10 protein-coding genes and 2 pseudogenes are annotated in these 22,287 nt (G+C 45.2%); 9 read left to right on the top strand and 3 right to left on the bottom strand.

What is annotated here, in order from left to right; all coding sequences use genetic code 11:
• Positions 1 to 32 precede the first annotated feature (32 nt).
• Entirely contained in the window at positions 33 to 3,485 is a 3,453-nt protein-coding gene (locus D0A34_08395) for a PAS domain S-box protein (GenBank protein UNU18891.1), read from the bottom strand.
• Positions 3,486 to 4,087: 602 nt separating this feature from the next.
• On the opposite strand from D0A34_08395, the gene D0A34_08390 reads away from it, so the two are divergent.
• The 8 genes and pseudogenes from D0A34_08390 (at position 4,088) to D0A34_08355 (ending at position 18,204) form a co-directional block, all read left to right on the top strand.
• The gene (locus D0A34_08390) at positions 4,088 to 4,432 is read left to right on the top strand and encodes a hypothetical protein (protein ID UNU18890.1); all 345 of its coding nucleotides are present in this window, start codon (positions 4,088 to 4,090) and stop codon (positions 4,430 to 4,432) included.
• Between the two features lie 208 nt (positions 4,433 to 4,640).
• Positions 4,641 to 5,666, top strand: coding sequence for an ABC transporter permease (locus D0A34_08385; protein UNU18889.1), 1,026 nt, complete (start codon positions 4,641 to 4,643; stop codon positions 5,664 to 5,666).
• 208 nt (positions 5,667 to 5,874) lie between these two features.
• On the top strand, positions 5,875 to 6,744 hold the full coding sequence (locus tag D0A34_08380; GenBank protein ID UNU18888.1) for a hypothetical protein: 870 nt from the start codon (positions 5,875 to 5,877) through the stop codon (positions 6,742 to 6,744).
• Between the two features lie 506 nt (positions 6,745 to 7,250).
• Positions 7,251 to 8,294, top strand: coding sequence for a hypothetical protein (locus tag D0A34_08375; protein UNU18887.1), 1,044 nt, complete (start codon positions 7,251 to 7,253; stop codon positions 8,292 to 8,294).
• 250 nt (positions 8,295 to 8,544) lie between these two features.
• Positions 8,545 to 9,318 (top strand): ABC transporter permease, encoded by a 774-nt coding sequence (locus D0A34_08370; protein UNU18886.1) that lies wholly within the window; start codon positions 8,545 to 8,547, stop codon positions 9,316 to 9,318.
• A gap of 125 nt (positions 9,319 to 9,443) precedes the next feature.
• Complete coding sequence (locus D0A34_08365) at positions 9,444 to 10,343, top strand: ABC transporter ATP-binding protein (GenBank protein UNU18885.1); 900 nt, start codon at positions 9,444 to 9,446, stop codon at positions 10,341 to 10,343.
• 301 nt (positions 10,344 to 10,644) lie between these two features.
• A pseudogene (locus D0A34_08360) lies at positions 10,645 to 11,065 on the top strand (sulfotransferase).
• A 128-nt stretch (positions 11,066 to 11,193) separates the two neighbouring features.
• The gene (locus tag D0A34_08355; GenBank protein UNU18884.1) at positions 11,194 to 18,204 is read left to right on the top strand and encodes a DUF4347 domain-containing protein; all 7,011 of its coding nucleotides are present in this window, start codon (positions 11,194 to 11,196) and stop codon (positions 18,202 to 18,204) included.
• Positions 18,205 to 18,465: 261 nt separating this feature from the next.
• Here D0A34_08355 and D0A34_08350 read toward each other — a convergent pair.
• A pseudogene (locus tag D0A34_08350) lies at positions 18,466 to 18,690 on the bottom strand (IS630 family transposase).
• A 241-nt stretch (positions 18,691 to 18,931) separates the two neighbouring features.
• The gene (locus D0A34_08345; GenBank protein UNU18883.1) at positions 18,932 to 19,891 is read right to left on the bottom strand and encodes a GNAT family N-acetyltransferase; all 960 of its coding nucleotides are present in this window, start codon (positions 19,889 to 19,891) and stop codon (positions 18,932 to 18,934) included.
• A 705-nt stretch (positions 19,892 to 20,596) separates the two neighbouring features.
• Between D0A34_08345 and pap the strand changes: the two genes are divergently transcribed.
• On the top strand, positions 20,597 to 22,084 hold the full coding sequence (gene pap, locus D0A34_08340) for a polyphosphate:AMP phosphotransferase (GenBank protein ID UNU18882.1): 1,488 nt from the start codon (positions 20,597 to 20,599) through the stop codon (positions 22,082 to 22,084).
• The last annotated feature ends 203 nt before the right edge of the window (positions 22,085 to 22,287 follow it).

Here is a 22,287-nt window from a genome sequence, read left to right as displayed (position 1 = left end):
TTTCTAGTTTCCAGGCAGAGTCGGTGTAACAGTTACGCCCCGTAATTTTGCAGATTAACCGGCAAGCGAATGGTAAAAGTAGAACCCACTCCCTCCTGACTTTTTACTGAAATATTGCCACCCATCATTAGGCAAAAACGCTGGCTGATTGCCAGTCCCAAACCGGTGCCGCCGTACTTGCGGGTGGTGGAAGCATCTGCTTGGGTAAAGGGTTGGAAAATTTGCTGCAACTGGTCGGGAGTCATCCCAATTCCTGTATCTGTACAATTAACAACTAAAAATTCTTTACTAGCAATTGAATATTGAGAACTTGCCACAGGTTCAGAACTGTTTTCTTGTTTTGCTTCGCTGCTGTCGCCCGCAATTTTTTCTCGGCTGGCTGTGAGGGTAATTGTACCGTTTTGAGTGAATTTGGCGGCATTGCTCAGCAAATTTAATAAAATCTGCTGCACTTTGGTAATGTCACCGTGCATAGTGCCGATATTCGTAATTTGGTGCAAGTTTAGAGTATTGCCGTTTTTCTCAATTAGTGGCGCGGCGGTGGAGGCGACATCTTGAATCAAGGCGGCGATGTCGAAGGTTTCTAAGTAAAGATCCATGCGGCCGGCTTCGATTTTAGAAATGTCGAGAATGTCGTTAATTAGCGATAGCAAGTGTCGGCCGGAAGTGCGAATTTTGTCTAAATCTGGGGTGAGTTCATCGTAACCCAATTCTGCGGTTTCTTCTTGGAGCATTTCGCTGTAGCCGATGATCGCATTCAGAGGTGTTCGCAGTTCGTGGCTCATGTTTGCCAAAAATGCGCTTTTTGCGGTGGAAGCGGCTTCGGCTGCTTCTAGGGCGAGTTGCAAGGCGGATTCAAAGACTTTGCGATCGCTAATATCCTCGACGCTGCCTTCATAGTAGAGTACCTTGCCGTCGGCGTCGCACACTGCACGCGCGCTTTCAGAAATCCAAATTACACTGCCGTCAACGCGGTAAACTTCTGACTCAAACCCGGAAATTTCTCCGAATTCTTCCATCGCCTGGATAAACTTGTCGCGCTGCTGAGGATTGACGTAAGCTTGCTGTCTGATGTTTGTGAGATTTAATGTTAATTCTTCGGGAGTGGCGTAGCCGTAGATGCGCGCTAAAGCTGGATTTACGCTCAAGAAGTGGCCTTCGGGGGTTCTTTGAAAAATCCCTTCGACGGCATTTTCAAAGATGCTGCGATATTTTTGTTCTGCTTGACGCAAAGCGATTTGTGTACGATCGCGCTCACTGGCTTCGATCGCCAATGATACCAAATCTGCCAGGGAAGCAGCAAAATTTTGTTCTTCTAATGTCCAGTTGCGAGTAGTTCCCACTTGTTCGATACAGATGACTCCCACTGTTTGTCCGCCGAGGCGCACTGGCGCGTCTAAGGTAGAAGTAGTGCCAGCTTGTGAGAAGTAAGATTCGGCAAATTCTCTAGTTCTAATATCTGAGAGAGCGTCCTCGGCTGCGATCGTCCGGTGTTCTTCCAAAGCTTGAAAATAAGCTGGATAGTCTGCTGCTGCGAGTTCATTACCTTGGGAATGCTGGTGCTTGCTGCGGCTAAATTGGTCGAGACATTGCAGTTTCGCTCGACTCTCATCATACAGCCACGCGCCAGCTTTTTCTGTCTGTAAGGTATGAGCCGCCGCTTCGGTGATTTTCCTCAAAGCTACTTGCAAATCGCCTCGATACAGCGCTTTATTTCTTGCCAATTCTACCAAAACCGTATTGTGTTTGAGCAATTGTTTTTGCCTTTGGCGTCGCGCCGATTCGCCTCGCTTCTGTTCGGTAATGTCGCGGGCTACCACAATGACGGATTCTTCTGAAAGCGGTGAAATGCTGGCGGCAAAATAAACTTCGCGGTCTTCAATGGTTAAATCGTACTCGATGCTGACAGTTTGCTGAGTATCTAAAGCTGCTCGGATGTGGTTGAGAAAATTGTCGGCTGTAGCTTGCGGAAACACCTCTGTGACTGTTTTGCCAACTAATTCTTCGACTGGTTTGTAGAGCAGAGAAAGATTTGTGGGCGCGATTTTTAAATAGCGACCGCTGGCGTCCACAACTATAATTAATTCGTTCATAGCTGCAAACAAAGCCCGCAATTCTGCTTCGGCGACTTCGAGTTCGCCAGTCCGCTCTGCTACTCGCTGTTCTAAACTAGAGTTGGTTTGTTCTAGGGCAATAAAAGACGCTCGCAATTGTCGGGCCATTTGATTGAAAGACTGAGCTAGGAGACCGAGTTCTTTTACTCCTTGAACTTCGACTTCGCCGTTTAATTCTGCGGAGGTGAAGTCGGATGATTCGGACATTTTTGTTAAAGCTTTGGAAGCTTGCAACAATCGGGTAATCGGTTTGACAACCCAGCGAGAGGTGAAAATTCCGAGTGCGATCGCCAGTACGAAGGCAAAAAAGCACAATAAAATAGTTGTGCGAGTGTTGGCGTTAATTTGCTCCATAAAGTCTGCTTCCGGGATTGCGACTACAATCAGCCAATCGAGGCCACGACCGTCTTGCAGGGGAGCAACGGTAATGAATTGACGTTTGCCGTCTATATCAAAGGTAAACTGTCCTTTGCTGTCAATTTGTTTAAAACTACCAAATCGTTTTTGCAAATATGTGGAGGCCGATCGAATTAGCAAATTTTTGCTCTGTGTGGCCAACAGCCGTTTTTGTCCGTCTTTGTCGGTGACAAAGGGCAATTCGTCTGTAGAACTGGCGACTATTTCCCCGCTGCGTTCGATCGCGAAAACTTGTCCCGACGGGCTAATTTTGATGCTTTTGAGAAAATCACTGATTTGAGAAAGAGTCAGGTCAATTGCCAATACCCCCCGCAGGTTTCCTGTTTCATTGTAAATAGGCATCACCGGCGTAATGCCGAGAACTGGCGGGGCGGCGAAAACGTAGATTGGAGACCAAGTGGCTTTTGCTGACTGTTTAGCAGCTTGGTACCACGGTCTGATACGGGGGTCATACGTGGCGGTTTTGATTAGCTCAGTGCGATTTCCTTGGCTGTCTAGGCGATAAATTTGGCGGTTTGGAGCGGTCGATTCGTCTCGGATATATACTAAGTTTTCTGCTTCTCGCCTGAGCAAGAGGAATTTGCCCTGTTCGTCGCCGTAGTATATGGTTGTCGTTCGATCGCTCAGCTTGGTCTGGTTCCACAAATAGCGCTCTAAGTTGGGGAAGTCTTCCGGGTCTATGTTTCCAGAGGCGATCGCAGCACTATTCATTTGCAGGAATAAATGAGACACATCCCCAAAACTGCGGAAATTTTCTTTGGTTCTCGCTGCGACTTCCAAGCTTAACCTCGTAGCAAGGTCATTGACGGCTTTCTGGCCATTGCGAAACGAAAGCCATCCAGTCACGCCGACTGCTACGGAGATTTGCACCACCAGCGGTATCAACAAGACTAGGCTTAGTGACATCTTGGGGGAGCTTTTCATCAGACAACTGCTTAAATTTTTAAATAACATCAATATTCTGACACCTACGGGGTTTGCGTATTATTTGTCGTTTAAAAGATGCCCTAGATATAATTTACAAAGTTGTGCCGCAATAGTGAAGTGGGGTGGTCGGCTGCTCAAAACTTGGCTGAGATTTCCACCGCTACTGTAAAAACTTGTCATATTAATGATGCCACTACTTGCGTGAATGTTGCGATATCTCTGGGGACTGGTGGCCAAAAAGTCACACCAGGTTAGAACAAATGCCATTGTAGACCCGCAATCCCAACCATGGTTGTCATCAGTCATTCCCAATTATTCAATTCTTTAATCTAAAATTTAAAATCTCAAATCTAAAACTGTATCAGTTCCTCCAGGTGCGGATGCCCCACCTTACCCCGGCTTAATAAAAATTTGATTTTCATTTTTTCTACAGTGCCAGGACAAATGTAAATTCTGTGACAATCGGGTGTTAAAAAATTTGCTATTAATAAGATAAGCCGCCCAAATTCCGAGCGACTACAAAGAGGATAATTGAAGCATCTGCATTTCATCAACGCCAGCCAAGTAAAGCGTTTTTGGCTTTTTTGGACGTTCGACATTTGGGCAAAATAATACTTCTGGAGGATGACATGAACTATACATTTGAAATCCTGGGCGTATCTCCAACTTTAACATTTTTTAACCAGCAGCAGGAATTGCTGAAACAACAGGAGCCGTCGGGTGTAGAATACTTGGGAAACTGGAAGTGTACTCTCGATGCGTTTGTGGCATCCGTGGAGACAGTTTCTCCTTACCGGGGCTGGGATGTCGATCGAGTTGTAGACACCGTGATTAGTTTCTGGATGAACAACTCCGATAGCATCAAGTATTGGAGGCACAGGCTGGAGGATGCCGGCAGCGAAAACTTGTTAGTAGCCAGAGTAGGCGATATCAAGTCTTTGCAAGCAGCCTTTGAATCGCTGCTGGGCGAATAGGAAAATCGGCAATTGCGAAAAAGTCGATCGACTTTTTCGCAAAAATTAACTCAACTGTCTATTGGCAATTCCCAATTCCCCTGATTGGTGGCACGGAAGTCGCAGATATAAAATATCTGTTTCTTCGAGCTTCTATCTTCCATCTGCCTGATGCCTTCAACATCTGGCTAATGACTAATGACTTCGCAATTGGCAATTCCCAAATATTATGTCTCGTTCCAAAGCCCTGCAATCTTATATTTTTCTCCGCTTGCTCCTCGCACCGCTAATGTTGTGGACAATCACCACAGCAGTATTTTTGCTACTGCGGGCCACTCCGGGCGACCCCATAGATGCCATTCTCGGCTCACGAGCTCCCGCAGCCGCCAAAGAAGCAATGCGAACTCAACTCGGCCTCGACGCACCGCTGTGGCAGCAATATCTCAAATACATAAAAGACTTGTTGAGCTTCGACTTGGGAACCTCCATCACCACTCGCGGACAAACCGTGTGGCAAATTATCGGAGATTATTTCCCCGCTACAGTGGAATTAGCAGTTTGTAGCATGGCCATAGCTTTAATTGTCGGCATCAGTATCGGTTCCTTAGCAGCATCCCGCCCCAACACAATTTTCGATGCTGTCGGCCGTTTGTTTGGCATTATCACTTACTCGCTGCCCGCTTTTTGGGCTGGTATGGTTTTGCAATTGATTTTCGCAGTGCAGTTGGGATGGTTTCCCTTGGGAACTCGCTTTCCCGTGACATTCCCGGCCCCCGAAGGCTACACAGGACTCTACACGATTGACAGTCTCCTGAGCGCTAACCCTGGTCAGTTTCTCACATCTTTGCATTATTTGGCACTTCCGAGTTTGACGTTGGGGATTCTTTTGAGCGGCATTTTCGAGCGCATTGTCAGAGTGAATCTCAAGCAAACTTTGCAAGCAGATTATGTCGAAGCAGCTAGAGCCAGAGGCATTCCAGAAGTGCAGATTTTATGGGCTCACGCTCTGAAAAATGCGCTAATTCCGGTGATTACTATCTTAGGATTGACTTTTGCTGCACTGTTGGGCGGCGCTATTTTAACAGAGGTTACTTTTTCTTGGCCGGGGTTAGCAAATCGCCTTTACGAAGCAATTAGCTTGCGGGATTATCCAACTGTTCAAGGTATTGTGGTGTTTTTTGCGGCAATTGTCGTAATGGCCAGCATTGTAATTGATATTTTGAATGCTTACATTGACCCGCGAATTCGCTACTAAAAATATCAAGGAACAAGGCCAACGGATGTGCGACTGTGGCACTCTAGGCTTTTTCTACCTGTACTTTCTGCGTTCGCGAGATGTTGCAGCCAGCGGTGGCCCTGTAGAAGCAGTTGTCAAAAAGCTCGATCGGCTTTTAGAGTGACGACACTTGGCAATTTATGGGCAATACTGGAGAAAATAAAATTATACATTTGAGGAAACGCTGATGAGATTATTGCGAACAATCGCCGCTCTATCGGCGGCCTTGACCCCACTGATGGCTGAAGCTGTCTTTAGCCGTCCCATGCCGGGAACAGCCGATTTTCCTAGAGCCTCAAACCCCCAAGTAAATGTGCCGGTTTGCTTCATCGAAACCCGAGGCGGCACAACTTTTGATTTAGTCAGCTTGTGCGGCAGCAATGCTGCTCCCCAAAACACTGCTCCGGTTGCGGGCAACCCCGCCAATGCTCCTGCAAATAACCGCAATGGAGGTGCTCCGCCTGCTCCCCCGAACCCCAACGCCATCACCAGAGATGGTAGCGGCACCCCGATAACTACTCCAACAGGCACGGCAAATCCCAACAATCAGAATAATCAGAATCCGGGAACTGCGCCGAATACCAATCAGAATAATCAGAATCCGGGAACTGCGCCGAATACTAATCAGAATAATGCCAATCCGGGGACTTCGCCGAATACTAATCAGAATAATGCCAATCCGGGGACTTCGCCGAATACTAATCCCAATAATCTCAATCCGGGAAGTGCGCCCTATACCACTCCCAATAATGCCAATCCGGGAACTTCGCCCAATACCAATCAGAATAATCTCAATCCGGGAAGTTCGCCCTATATTACTCCCAATAATGCCAATCCGGGAACTTCGCCCAATACCAATCAGAACAATCTCAATCCGGGAACTTCGCCGAGTACCAGTCCCAATAATAGTGCGTCTCCCACGGGTGGAACTACTGGCGACAGCAACAGCGATTTAGTTCCGAATCGCAATCTCAATCTTCCGAGAGTCCCACCGAGTTCCTTTGGCCCTGGAGGTGTGGCACCGACTAGAGATGCGATTGATGGCCCCCGCCAGTAATAGGCGAAGTGTCAGAACTTTCATCACAGAAACCGGGTTTCTCTGAAACCGTCTCTTTTTTAGGGATTGTTCACCCGCGAGAAAGCCGGAATATTTATTTGCCTGCGTAATATTGATGTCAGGTGCGATCGGCATATTTGATAGCAGAGTAACGAAATAAAAGTTAAGCTAAGAACTTGTAGACGCTATCGACCAAGCACTCTTTCAAAACTGGACAACCAGGTAGAAGCAGTGAGAGACAGCCAGCTTTAATCCGTAACAGGATGAGCTATCAGCAAAGGTTAAAGTTATTACCAGGCGGGTGCTCGCCAGCTCCAAGTTCTCAAGCTAAACCATTCAACAGGCATATTTTTGTTAAGCCCGTGTGGTTTGGAAAGTACCGGCTGATAACATTAGCCAGACAAAATTAACCCGATTATTCGGAGGCTCTTCATGAGCAAAATATTTGTTTTAATAAATTGGAACAAAATTGCTCTAGACCCGATCGCACTTGAGGAGGACATCTAGTGTCAAACTTAGTTCAACGCTTAGAAATAACCGCTCATCCGCAACTAGAAAAATCCCTCGGCTATCGAGGAGATAGTCGCTGGGTAGCTTGGCGCTGGGAGCCCGACATCGACCAACTTATTTCCAGCGACGGCAAAACAGTCGGCACTGGCAATAATATGGCTTGGCTGGTGTTTTTGCAGCACGATTTAGTCGATCCTGCGCTACAAGAGTACAACCTCGGCGAGGGCGATCGCTACTGGCTGCTTTTAGACACATCAACTAGAAATCTCTACGTCGGCGAAGGGAAAACTGTTCAAAGTCTGCTCGAACAGCCGGAAAGTTTAGGTTTATTGGCCTGTCTCGATGGCGGGAATGCCGATCAAGAAACTGGTGAAAATTGGCAGCAAACCCTATCTCAACTAACAGCAAAACCAGTTGTTCGCCACCTGACAAATGCCCTTCCGTTCGGTATCGCCGCCGCTTTGATAGGTGCTTTAGGCATCGGAACCGGATTGTGGGTAGTGCCAACGGTGCAGCAGAAACTAGCCCAAAAAACAGCTTTTATTTCCCCAATTAGTTCTGGCGCCACCTGCGGGCTTGGCGGTTCCGACGATTTTTCAGCTTATATCGGTTCCTCAAGCGGAAACAAAGAACTTCATTTAATAGGCGTTTACGAAGCCAATGCGGATCACAAGAACCGAGATTTATCAAAAAGTGCGATCGAAGTCAAAGTAGAACGCCGAAACAAGCCAATAATTCTCGCGCTTTCAGCCTACGAACCGGTGCAATGGAACATTACCGCAGAACCGGGCGCAGTTATCGAAAAAATCATCGTTAACGGATACCACAACCAAACTGTTTCAGGAGTTTCGGGAATTCCGGTAGAAGAGCACAGCTACGAAGAAACCGGAGACAATCTCGGCGACTTTATCTACAAGTGGGATGCTACCCCTGGGAGTTCCAATACTTCCTCCCTGGTGACTAAATTGGAACAGAGAAACCGCACCAGTTTAGCTTCTTTTCAAGGATGCTACAGAGGTAAGAACTTTAGTATTAATTGACAGCAGCGACAGAGAGCGATAAGTTATACGATTTTCGATTTTAGATAGGGAATAGCTGATTAGATATGGATTTGGAATTTGTTACAGTTCCATGCTTTTTTTTACTGGTGTTAAAACCTATCCCCCTAAAATCACAAAACCCGCGTCGGCGGGTTTTTTATTGAGAGTTAAACTTATTTGCACCTCTATGGTATGATATCCGGTGGCGCGATCGCCAATTCCCAATTCTAACAATACTAATATATTTGCTATGAAATACTGGTACGAAACGCTCGCAGTAGCACAGCGGATTTTAATTGAATTGGGGAGGCGGCGACGCAGCTTAGTATTGTGGAGTATTTTTCCAGTTTCTATCTTGCTAATTAACGGTTTAATTTTAAAAGAACGCGCTAATCTCAGCACAGCAAAAGCCTTTGAAGTTGCTGCACCTGCAAGCTTAGTAGGAGCAGCTTTATTTTTTAGCTGTCTCGGTGGTAGCGTAGCAACAGTAGTAGCAGAGCGAGAACAGCATACCCTCAAACGCTTGTTTATTTCGCCGCTGAGCGGCACTTCCTACTTTTTAGGAATTTTCCTGGCTCATAGTTGCATCGGCATCGGTCAGGTAATTTTAGTATACACGATCGCCTCTTGTTTAGGGGCACAATTTCAAGGATCTATCCTGTTAGGATGTGCGATTATTCTGCTCAGTATTGTATCTTATGTAGGTGTAGGCTTTATTCTTGGCACCCAGTTTGCTAGGCGCACTGAAGATGTCAACTCCCTAGTAGCAGCTTTCGGCGTTCCTTTGTTGATTTTAGGAGGCGCATTTTTGCCTACTTCGCTCTTTCCCCAAAGTCTGCTGGAACTCGCCCAGTACAATCCAATTTATCACATGAACGAAGCGCTGATGGGCGTGTGGGCTGACGGCAAAGATTTGGCTGATATTTCCGAACACTTTTGGTATTTATTCATATTTTCTATTGCCATGATTGCAGGTGGATGGCTTTCTTACCGCAGGATGCTGAGAGTAGAAAGAAGACTTTAAAACTATCTCATTATGTCGGAATTATTCATCTATCTCTTCTCTGACTCAGCGCCCTCTGCGCTCTCTGCGGTTTAATCGTTTAGAAACAACCGTAAATATATAAAATAATACGGAGAATTAAAGCAGTGCTGCAAATAGAAAAGCTAAATAAGTCCTATGGCGAGCGTTCAGTGCTTAAAGATTTAACACTGCACATTCAATCTGGAGAAATTTACGGTTTGCTCGGGCCCAACGGGGCGGGCAAAACTACAACTATCAATATTTTATGCAATTTGTTAAATGCCGACAGCGGTCAAGTTTATATTAATGGCGAACCTGTTTCTGACTCTACAAAATCCTTAATAGGTGTAGCGCCTCAAGAAAATTTGCTTTACAAAAGCCTTAGCTGCGAGGAAAACCTAAACTTTTTTGCTCAAATTTACGGCTTAGAGCGCAAGCAGCGGCGCTATCAAGTAAGACACTGTTTGAAAGCCGTAAATTTGACAGATAGAGCTACAAGCCCCGTGGAAACTTTGAGCGGAGGAATGCAGCGCCGTTTGAATATTGCGGTAGCATTGGTGCACCAACCTAGATTAGTAATTTTAGATGAACCGACAACGGGTTTAGATATTGAGGCTCGCTATGAAATTTGGGAGTTAATTCAGCGATTGCAATCGGAAGGAATTACAATTTTGCTGACCACTCACTTGTTGGATGAAGCTGAGCGTCTTTGTCAGAAAATCGGGATTTTGAAAAATGGCAGTATTGTAGCTGAAGGTAGTTTAGAAGAGTTGCAAAAACTGATTCCGGCTCAAGAAATTATCGTGGTAAAAACCGACGAAGAACCTGAAGTCATCGCCCGCGCTAAACAATACAGTTTCATCCCCCGCCGCTACGGTAGCGATTTAGCTTTTTGGCTGCCGGAACGTTTAGAATTAAAAGAGATTATTTTGCTGTTCGACGGGATTTCTATTGACTCAATCGCTCGGTATCCGGTGCGATTAGAACATATTTATGTAGAAGTGACTAAACAAACTGTATCCTAATCTGCATCCATCTGCGTATATCCCCCACCATCTGCGGTCAAAGTTCCAAACTAATTCTGTAATCATGGCAAAGAGCCAACTTTTTCGACTTATAAAGGCAGAGGCCGGAAGCAATTATAGAGATAGAAAAAGTCAACCCACGATGTCTAGATTGTAAAGATTTCGTAAATCTGGATATTGTTGTGTTGCGAACTGTTAAATAAAAATCTACTATAAAAGATATGTCTTTAGGAGGATATGGTTAAGTGACAGGGAAGTTATATAAACCCATTCCCACGCGAGGTCAGTCAAAGCCTGCTTCATATCAGGACTACTCCGATCGGGCTCTACTTTACTGGCAGCATTACTCCGGCAAAATCCGCGATTTCACGCTGCCATGACCTCCCCCGTCGGGGGTTGAGTCGATCGAATGTTGTCCGCCATGACCCAAAACAATCAGTGTTCCGTGTTTATTTCCCCTGAACTAAAACCGACGCTGATTATGAGTATCTTTGCGGCTTACTACCAGCCGCAAGCTGAAAAAGAAGTGATCGGCGACACCAATCGCCTGTGATGCAGCAAACTGTCATTAATCCTGGAACTATTTCCCGAAACCAAAGCGATTTTCTCGATCGGAAACCTCGCTTCGATTATGGAGAGCAATCGAGCTACTACTTCGCGGTAACGCCTTTGATGTTTCCAGGTTATTTAATGCTCCAGCGGAACGAGCTAACAATTTTACCGCCAGATTTATTTAAGAAATAGAACTAATAAATTCTTAAGTCCTCATAGCGAGGACTTAAACGAGGCGGGGGTTTCAACCACGACCAGACTTGGATGTAAACGATAGAGATCAAGGGTGTCAGTAATTATGAACGTACCAACCATGAACAAGCAAATTATTTTCGTTGACTCCTCTGTACAAGATTATGAAAGCCTGATCCAAGGCATCGATCCCGCTCAAGTTGTGATTTTAAATGAAAATTCCAGCGCGATCGACCAAATTACTAACACCTTGGCACATCAAAAAGATATTGAAGCAGTTCATATAGTTTCTCACGGTAGCGAAGGCAGTTTAAAACTCGGTGCTGACGTACTCAATGACAATAACCTAGAAACTTTCAGCACTCAGCTAAAACAGTGGGGAAATGCCCTGACAGCAAATGGCGATATCCTACTTTATGGCTGCGATGTAGCAGCCGGAGAAGTTGGAGAAAACTTCGTAAAGCGCCTGAGTGAAATAACCGGGGCGGATGTGGCAGCATCCACCGACAAGACGGGGAATACAGCACTAGGTGGCGACTGGGAATTAGAAAAAATCACCGGTTCAATTGAAACTTCCCTTGCGTTGTCCAGCGAAGCAAGGGCAACCTATGCCGATGTTTTAGCCTCACCCGTTCAATTTGATCTCACATCAGTATTCGATCGCGATGTCATTATCAACTACACGGGAGGAGTCACAGACACCACACAGAGCGGACTGGATTCCTCGGGGGGGACCCTAATAACTCAGTCCTTTGCCACATTTACAGCGGGTGCTAATGGGAACGGTTTACCCGACAACGGCTTTTTCGCCACGAATGCGTACCATCCCGATGTTCAGCTAGGCTACAACAACACCAATAACGGCAACAACGCCAAAGTCCTGACCACTAACGACACATCCTTTACCTTCGCAGTTACGCCCAACCAGTATTCAGAAATCCACCTGTTCGCCACCAGTACAAATGGCGACGCTGGGGTGCAGGTGACATTTAACTATAGCGATGGCACTACTGAGACAGGCACAGCCACTGTTACCGACTGGCTTAATGACTTTACCGAAACATCGTCCAGTTACTATCTGATCGACGGAATGGATGGGAACACTGATACAACTGGAACAGCTTATACCGATGTCAACGATCCCGCCATATTCGGGTTCATGTTCAATCCCAACCCAGCCAAAACGCTGCAGAGCATTACCGTCAGTAAAACAAGCGGTACCACCGTTGATAATTATCTGGGAGTTTTCGGAGCCACAGGTGTTTTAGAAACCACACCGCCTACAGCGACAACTTTCACCCCCGCAGATAACGCCACTAATGTTGCAGTTGCTGCTAATTTAGTTGTCAACTTGAGCGAAGCAGTCCAAAAAGGCACTGGCAATATTGTCATCAAGAAAGTTTCTGACAACTCAGTTGTTGAAACCATTGATGTCACATCCGCCAATGTCACCGTTACTGACAGTAGCGTCACCATTAACCCAGTGGCAGATTTAGGGCCAAGCACAGATTACTACGTAGAAATTGCCGCCGGTGCGATTCAAGACTTAGCAGGCAACAATTATGCCGGTACTACAGGTGCAACTGCTTGGAATTTCACCACTGACATCGCCACTGATACCACACCGCCTACAGCGACAACTTTCACCCCCGCAGATAACGCCACTAATGTTGCAGTTGCTGCTAATTTAGTTGTCAACTTGAGCGAAGCAGTCCAAAAAGGCACTGGCAATATTGTCATCAAGAAAGTTTCTGACAACTCAGTTGTTGAAACCATTGATGTCACATCCGCCAATGTCACCGTTACTGACAGTAGCGTCACCATTAACCCAGTGGCAGATTTAGGGCCAAGCACCGATTACTACCTAGAAATTGCCGCCGGTGCGATTCAAGACTTAGCAGGCAACAATTATGCCGGTACTACAGGTGCAACTGCTTGGAATTTCACCACTGATAGTGCCACTGATAGTGCCACTGATACCACACCGCCTACAGCGGCAACTTTCACCCCCGCAGATAACGCCACTAATGTTGCAGTTGCTGCTAATTTAGTTGTCAACTTGAGCGAAGCAGTCCAAAAAGGCACTGGCAATATTGTCATCAAGAAAGTTTCTGACAACTCAGTTGTTGAAACCATTGATGTCACATCCGCCAATGTCACCGTTACTGGCAGTAGCGTCACCATTAACCCAGTGGCAGATTTAGGGCCAAGCACAGATTACTACGTAGAAATTGCCGCCGGTGCGATTCAAGACTTAGCAGGCAACAATTATGCCGGTACTACAGGTGCAACTGCTTGGAATTTCACCACTGATAGTGCCACTGATAGTGCCACTGATACCACACCGCCTACAGCGGCAACTTTCACCCCCGCAGATAACGCCACTAATGTTGCAGTTGCTGCTAATTTAGTTGTCAACTTGAGCGAAGCAGTCCAAAAAGGCACTGGCAATATTGTCATCAAGAAAGTTTCTGACAACTCAGTTGTTGAAACCATTGATGTCACATCCGCCAATGTCACCGTTACTGACAGTAGCGTCACCATTAACCCAGTGGCAGATTTAGGGCCAAGCACAGATTACTACGTAGAAATTGCCACCGGTGCGATTCAAGACTTAGCAGGCAACAATTATGCCGGTACTACAGGTGCAACTGCTTGGAATTTCACCACTGAGAGCGCCAATGTCGTGCTTGATAGCAGCACAATTAACAAGGGTTTTGCAGATGGACTAAGTAAGTTGGTCGGCGAGTTTGATAGCTTTGTGCAAGATAATCTCAAAGCAGGTGTTCCGGTATTTGGAAATAAACTGACAACTCTAATTCCTAATGGTTTCTTTGCTGGTTTGAAAGATAAATTAGTAACGGGTCTGACAAGTAATCCTTCGGAAGACAGTAATATCGTTTTTGAGAAATCTTTACGTGGAGATTATCCCGATATCAAGGTAACGAATAATTCTAAGGGCGATGATACCCTTTATACTCTTAGTTTCAGTAAGTCTTACAACGGTAATGTTCCCTTAGAAGCTGATTTGGGGCTACCTGGTTTAGGAATTAAAAGTTCAGGTAATGGTGAGGGTTCGGGTAAATACGATATTACCTTGGGGTTAGGGTACAATAAGACTAATGGATTTTTCTTTGATACTGGTTCAACAGGAGTCAAGTTAGCCGCTTCAGCAGGTTTAGATGGTTTTAATGCTAAAGGAGAATTAGGCTTATTCCAGCTAGATTTGCAAGATGACTCGAAATCTCCTACGAAAGTAGAAGCAAAGTTGGACTTGGAACTTCTGGATCCGGGTCAAGGGGCTGAGAAGGATGGACGGTTGACGTTGGACGAACTCAAGAAAACCCCAAAAAATCAGATAATTAATCCGACCTTTAGTGCTGAGGGAAATCTGGGTTTAAGTGCAGTGACAAGCATTCAAGGTAATGCAGCGATTCCATCATTTAATTTTGATCTAAATGGGTCTTTTCCTCTGTTGTCTTACAAGAATGGGCAATGGAGTGGTCCACAAACACCAAAACTGGCTTTCAAAAATATGCAGCTAGATTTGGGAACTTTTGCGAATCAATTTATCAAGCCTGTAGTAACTAAGATGGCAGAGGTTGTCAAACCAATCCAGCCTATTGCTAAGGCGTTAACGACTGATATCAAACCATTAAGTAAATTTGAGAAGATCCGCAACGTTTTTGATCAAAACAAGGATGGTCAAGTAAACATCATCGAAGTGGGTTCAGTTTTAACTAAAACTCCAGTGAATACAAAGTTCGTGGATGGGATTAATAAAATTGTCAAAGCCAGCGATATTGTCTCGCAAATGGCAGCGAATGAGGGGAATATCAAGATTGACTTTGGTGATTATGAACTAACTGGTTTTGACGGGATGAATAAAGACTCTAAACCAAATGTTAACAACGCCAAACCTGTGACAGTGGCTCCTAGTGCTAAAGATCAAGCGAATAAATCTTCTGGCAAAACCAAATCACTGATGGATACGTTGAACAGTATGGAAGGGTTACAAATTCCCATTCTTAACGATCCTAAGACTGTTTTAAGTATGTTGCTGGGGGAGAAAACTGATGTAACTTTGGTGAGCTATCAAGTGCCAAATCTCAGTTATAACTGGAATATTAAGAAAGATTTTCCTATCTACTCTCTAGCGGGATTCGGAATCAATGGTGAAGTGGGTGCTACATTTAACGCTGAAGGTAATCTGGGCTTTGGCTTTGATACCCAAGGATTGTTTGACTGGAAAAAAAGTGGATTTAATTTGGGGGATGCCGCCAAAGTTTTAGATGGTTTCTATGTCAGCGATCGGCAAAACGCTGATGGGACTGGTTCTGATGTCAATGAAATCAAGCTCAATGGTAAAATATTGGTTGGTGCAAATGTCAATCTTTTTGCAGCCAAAGCTGGTATCAACGGTGGGTTAAGCGCTAATGCTAAAGTGGATTTGATTGATGTGGGAGAAGGAACCCCTACGGACAATTTTGATTTTGGAACTGTTGGCGATCTTAAAAAATTAGTTCAAGATTCTGTTAGTGATGCGGCGAACAAACTGTTCCCTAATAATTTCACTGGAATTAAGGCCGTAAAGAAAATTTTTGATGAGGATGCTAACATTGGTAATTTAGTTGACAAGCTGAAACCATTAAAGGGTTCTGTAAAAGACAGGAGTACCCAAGTTGATCAAGCAGTTTCTGAGGTAATAAACGCAGCGAAGCCCAGGATTGAGTCTTTGAGAAAGGAAGCTTCATTTACAACTGATTACCCAACAAACGAGCAGATTGATGCGTTCCTCCCTCTGTTGAGTACGTCCATAGCTAACAATAAAGAATCAAATGTTATTGGTACTGGAGATGGCAAACTTCGGGTATCAGAAATGTTCTCACGTCCGGTGCTTGATTCATTTGAGATTAATGGAGACATTAGTGCGTTTTTGTCAGCTTATGCTAAGGCTGGAAAAGGCCCTTTTAGTGTAGAATGGAACGATAATCTGGCTACTTACAAATTAGCTGATTTCCGTATTGGCTCAGGGAATGTGAAAAAATCACGAGCAATCGATGGTTATATGGCTGCTTCTAACGTATTCTTAGATACCAACTTTAATGGTACCCAAGATGAAGATGAACCGTCCTCAGTAACCAATTCCGATGGTAGCTTTGAGTTAGAGTACGATTTAGCTAAGTACGATCGCAATGCTAATGGTCAACTGGATAAGGCAGATGGGCAAATTATTGTTAGCGGTGGATTTGATTATTCTACTGGTCTGCCTTTAGATATTCCCTTAGTTTCTACTCCCGAAGCTTCCGTAGTGACACCTCTAACCACCTTAATTGCAAAAGCGGCAGACTCTCCCGAAAAGGATTTAGTCACCATTACTAATAAGGTGAAAACAAATTTAGGACTTCCCACAGGTGTTGATATCAATACTTTTGATCCACTGGAAGCCATCGCTAAGAAAAATCCAGATGGTTTAAAGGTATTTAGCGAAATGGTTCAGGTGCAAAATACGATCGTCAACGCAGCTCAATTCCTTGACGTTAAGAGTAATTTGTCGAAGGAGCAATTGGGAGTGACTGTAGAGGAAATTATCGCTGAACAAATAGTCAACGGAGAAGAGTTTGACTTGAGTAAGGCGGAGACTGTTGCTAAGGTATTAAATGAGGCGATCTCTACTGTGGCCGTACAGGAACCAACGTTAAACAGAGAGCAATTGAATAATGTTGTGACGACTGTATCTCAAGCAATGGCAACGAGTAATGACGTTGCCGATGATATCGGTGACGATCTCGTTGACAACGGTGTAGCATTATCATTGGAAGCCGGTACTCTCGATATTAATGAATTGCAGACAGTCTCATTTTCTCTAGGAGACGTGAAACTAGAAGATTTGGTAAATGGGACTAAGACACCGGAAGAATTCTTAGCCGATAACACTGAGGCTGAGATTAAAGAACGAATGGATGAAGCCAAGGCGGTTAGCGATCCGTCAGATGCTGCTGAGCCAGAAAAGGTCGAATCAAAGGATATCAAGAGTACCGAAATCGATCCGCTAGAAGAAGCACTCGAAGATGCCAATCTTAATGTTACTCTGGAGGATTTACCAGAACTATCTTTCCTGAATGACGATGGAAACCTCATAACGCAAGAAGCTTGGAAAGATAGCCTTGACGATAGTAAAGAATTGGCAGAACTCTTCGAGGATCAGTCTGGAAACTCCATAACGGAAGAAAAGTTGATTGACCTAATCTATGGTAGTGAAGAACCAACTACTACTAACCCAACTCCGAACAATGAACAACCATTACTACCGAGTTTGGCCAGCGAGTCATCAACTAACACATCAACCTCAGCGGATAATTTAGGGATCATTGCCATCAATAAACCCGAATTAGAAGCCATGGGCAAAGGCAACCTGACGGGTTTACCGAATAACCAAGCCTTAGAAGAACGTTACTTATTAACTGATGAGGATGATACAACTATCCCAGGGGAAGCATCTGGAAAGAAAGTCTATGCTTTATCAGGTAATGACTCTCTGACGGGTACTGTCTCTAAAGATGTCATCTTTGCTAACCAGGGTGCCGATCAAATTGACGGCGGTGGCGGTGATGATGATATTTACGGTGGTAAAGGTTCTGACAAGATCAGTGCGACTACTGGTAATAACTTGTTAAGTGGCAACAATGATAATGACTACCTAACAGGTGGTGATGGCAAGGATGTCCTCTATGGTGGTCAAGGGAACGATGTCTTGATTGGTAATGGTGGTGATGATATCCTGACCGGTGACAAAGGTTATGATGTCCTCTATGGTGGCGCAGGTAATGATGTCTTTGCTTTATCAGTGAGTGACAATAACCCTACTGATGTTAAGTCAGCCGATCAGATCCTTGATTGGCAAGTCGGTGATTGGATTGATTTACCAGAAGGTGTCACTTTTGACCAACTGCAATTTGAGTCAGTCAATATTCAGTTACTGGAGTTTCAATCGGTGGATATTAAGTTAGATAATGCTTCCCCAGTCATGTCAACGGCGTTAAAGTTAGGCGAGAATTACTTAGGGGTGGTTTATGGTGTTGATCGGACTGCGCTGACTAGCAACTCTTTCTTGTAGGTTATTGAGTTAATTTTAGAGGGTTAGACCTCAAAAAAATCAGTAACTTGAGCTTACAGAAAATTGCGAGAGAACCACAAAAAACAGGGGTGAATGGTCTTCACCCCGATAAAAATATGTGGTTTGCTTGACGGCAATTTAATGTATAGCAACCGCCCGTGTTAGGACGAAAAGCGCAATACATCTTCGAGCGCATGGAGTAAACAATTAAACCGCTCGAGTTGTTTGCGGATGCGACTTTTTAACCAAGACCAGCACTGTTCAATGCAAGTTGAGGTCTGGGGAATAAGGGGGTAAGTAAAGCAATTGACAGCCTGCATCCTGTATCAGTTGGAAGATGCGACCCCCTTTATGAAATGTGGCATTATCCATGCCTAAAACCTGTCCCGGTTCGAGAGTTGGAAGTAAACTTGTTTCCAGCCACAGTTCAAACACTGTTCGATTACAGGCTCCTTCCACTGTAAAAGGAGCTATCAGTTTTTGGTTGGACTTTCTCAGCTATCATGTTGACCTGCCCTACCGTGTACACACAAGCTTATTAAGGGGGATTTAGGGGGCTCGAAACTGGGTTAAAAGCGAGAGTTTTCATGGGTTTCAGGCGATTGTTGACACCAATGGGCATTGCCGTGTCCAGAGTTGCTTGGAAGGTGCGTGAGTGTTAATGTTTTCCTCCTAGCCCAGATTTTTAGCTCTCACGCACCCTACAACTAAACTTCAAACCTTTTTTTTAAACTGTCTTAGCCCACTCGATCCAAGTTTCCATCGGGCGGAAACCCACTGATTTGTAAAGCTTTGTCGCCCCTGTCAAACTGTCCGCATCAACGCTGAGTTTAGCTGTGTTTGCACCCGCTGCTTTCAACTTATGCAGGCCAGCTAATAGCATCGCTTTTCCTAAACCCATTTTCCGAAAGTCGCGCCGCGTACCCAACAATTCAATCCAGCCGTCTTTTGTGGCGCTGCGGGCGTTTTTTTGGGGTTTGATTTGACAGTCGCAGAAAGCAGCAAATTTACGATCGCCCGAAACAGCAATCAAGTCTAATTCCGGCTGATAATTCGGATCTTGCATCCAGTAGCGCACGGTTTCCGCAGTTAAATCGTGGTGATTCCAGTGATCGATAAATGACTGGTTGAACATCTCTACCCAGGGTTGGATGTCTTGTTCTCCCGATACGTGTGTCAGTGCAAAATCTGCGGGGAATTCCGGCGCGGGAATCGGTTCGGCGAGGGATCGGGCCATTGTCCAAAAATAGCGATCGACCTCAAAGCCCTGTTTTTCTAACAGCCGCATCTCATCGGTTTTGTCCTCGCGGCTGTATGTACGCAATTTCGCGGGCAAATTCCGTTCTTTCGCGACTTCGCCCAGCCGCTTTTCGCCCCATTTAATGATATCTTTTTCCAAACCTGCGCCGCGCACGTTTGGATGCACGTAAAACCAGAGACAAGCGTCTATTTCCTCTGGCGAATCGGGCATATCTAGGAGTGCCAAACCGATTAGTTTGTAGTTCCCATCTTCCCACAATTGCACGTCGCGGGCTTTGTCGAGTTTGGGTGCATCAAGTATTAGCTTAAGTTCAGTTGCTGAGACTTCTTCACCGAGTCGATCGACTGTTTCGCAAGCATCGATTAAATTTGCGATCGCGCACCAGTCAGTTTCGCCCTTGTACGAGCGTGTTGTCAAGATATTCATAGAAAACTTGCAATCCGTAATTTCGGACTGTTCCTCTTAAGTGGTATTGGCAAACAAGTACAGTGAATTTCTTGCAAAACTCCGAGTTTTTGATGATTAACCGCAGATGAACGCGGATAAACGCGGATGTAATGCAGATTTATTGTGGTGTCGATAAAACTCAGAAACCTGTTTATATCACCCAGGCTTTCAGGTTTTATCTAATTAGGCAATCATAAAAATTGTTTGGCCCTTTGGGGCTAATTTTGTAGGTGAGTTTATCGCTGGATGTCGATGAGTCGCGCTCTCTTTCGTTACCAAGCTTGGTGCCTAAGTAACTATTGTTTGAATAAAGTTTCTACAGCTAAGTAAAGAAGTGGTCACCCCCAGTGGGTAGTTGATTTTTACTTTTGCTCTCTTTTACAATAAATCCTTTTTCAGGGATTTCTTGCTCCTCCTGTTAACTCGCCCGATCGGGGGAGGGGAGAAGTTGAACTTATTTAAAAGTTCCCTATCTCAACTATAACCTGAGCTGTTTTTTTTTGCAAGTTTGAGGTGAGGAGAGTTTTGTTAGTATGGACGGGAGCAGGTTTTTGATGGCACAAGCATCGCAGTTTTAACCGACCGTAACAGTAGCTTTCATCACTTTTTTACCGGATTTTAGGTGGGATTTATCCAAACGTTAAACTAACATTAAACTAGATTTCGGATTGGTAGAAGGTAAATATGCTTGACAACCTGGATTTAAACATTTCCCTAGATAAAGAAACCTACGATGCCAAGATAGAAGTTTTAATGCAGCAGTTGCGATCGCTCCAACTGGCTTGTCGGCAAAAAAAAATGCCCGCAATTATCGTCCTCGAAGGTTGGGCCGCCGCCGGCAAAGGCGCTTTAGTCAAACAAATGGTAGGGTACATGGACCCGCGGGGGTTTGCCGTCCACCCGATTTGGCCGCCGTCAGATGCAGAAATGGGCTATCCTTTCCTATGGCGGTTTTGGCAGAAACTCCCCGCCCGCGGCAAAATGGGTTTTTTCTACCACAGTTGGTACACTCACATTTTAGAAGACCGATTGTTCGATCGAGTCTCTGACGCACAAGTACCGACAGCCATCAGGCAAATCAACGCCTTCGAGCGGCAGATGGTAGATGACGGCGCGGCAATTGCCAAATTTTGGATTCACCTGAGCAAAAAAGAACTCAAGCACCGACTCAAAAAACTAGAAGACGACACCTTACAAGCTTGGCGAGTGCGACCCGAAGATTGGAAACAAGCCAAAAAATACGAAGAATACACAACTTTTGCCGAAGAAATGGTAGCCCAAACCGGCACGGGCCCCGCACATTGGACGTTAGTAGAAGGCGATTGTCAACGGTGGGCCAGAGTCAAAGTTTTAACGCAAATGGCAGCGACAATTACAGAAGCCTTAGACAGACTGCCCATGCAATCTGCACCCGTGAAATTGCCACCTCAAGAAAGGTTGCAACCCATCGAACCCGACTTGCTGGCCCAAGTAGATTTAACTCAATCGCTGTCGCCCGACGAATACAAACAGCAACTTCGCGAAGAACAAACCCGTTTTGGCAAACTACAACAAAGCATCTACGAAGAGGAAATCCCCGTATTAGTGCTGTTTGAAGGTTGGGACGCCGCCGGTAAAGGAGGAGCAATCAAACGCTTGACGGACGTATTAGACCCCCGCAGTTACACTGTTAATGCCTTTGGGGTCCCGACAGACGAAGAAAAAGCGCATCACTACCTCTGGCGCTTCTGGCAGCGGCTGCCAACGGCTGGTAAAATCAGCATTTGCGATCGCAGTTGGTATGGTAGAGTTCTGGTCGAGCGAGTCGAAGGATTTGCCACCGAACCCGAATGGCGCCGAGCTTATCAGGAAATTAACGAATTTGAGGAGCAACTCACCAGTTTCGGTTGTGTATTAGTTAAATTCTGGCTGCACATCAGTCCTGACGAGCAACTAAAGCGGTTTACAGAGCGGCAAAACAATTCATTTAAACAATACAAACTCACCGAGGAAGATTGGCGGAATCGGGAAAAGTGGAATTATTATGAAGTAGCGGTGAATCAAATGATTCAGCGCACCAGCACGCCGGCTGCTCCCTGGACGCTAATTGCGGCCGATAACAAGTATTATGCTCGTGTTAAAGTAATTCAAACGGTAACGCAGGCAATTCGGAATCAACTGAAGCGCCGATAAATTGGGATTGGTGAATCGGTAACAGGTAATGGGGAAAAAAGTAGGCAGAAGAAAGCAGGCTTCAATAGTCAATTCTACCTGCCTGTGCTCGATCCATTACCAATTACCAATCAACTATTACCAGTTATCAATTACCAATTAACTGTCAGCAATCTGTGACTGGAAGTAGCGGGCTTGCACCCTGCAACCAATAGTTGATAGCT

The organism is Microcoleus vaginatus PCC 9802 (assembly GCA_022701275.1).
Taxonomy (GTDB): domain Bacteria; phylum Cyanobacteriota; class Cyanobacteriia; order Cyanobacteriales; family Microcoleaceae; genus Microcoleus; species Microcoleus vaginatus_A.
This window is presented reverse-complemented; position numbering and strand designations above follow the sequence as displayed.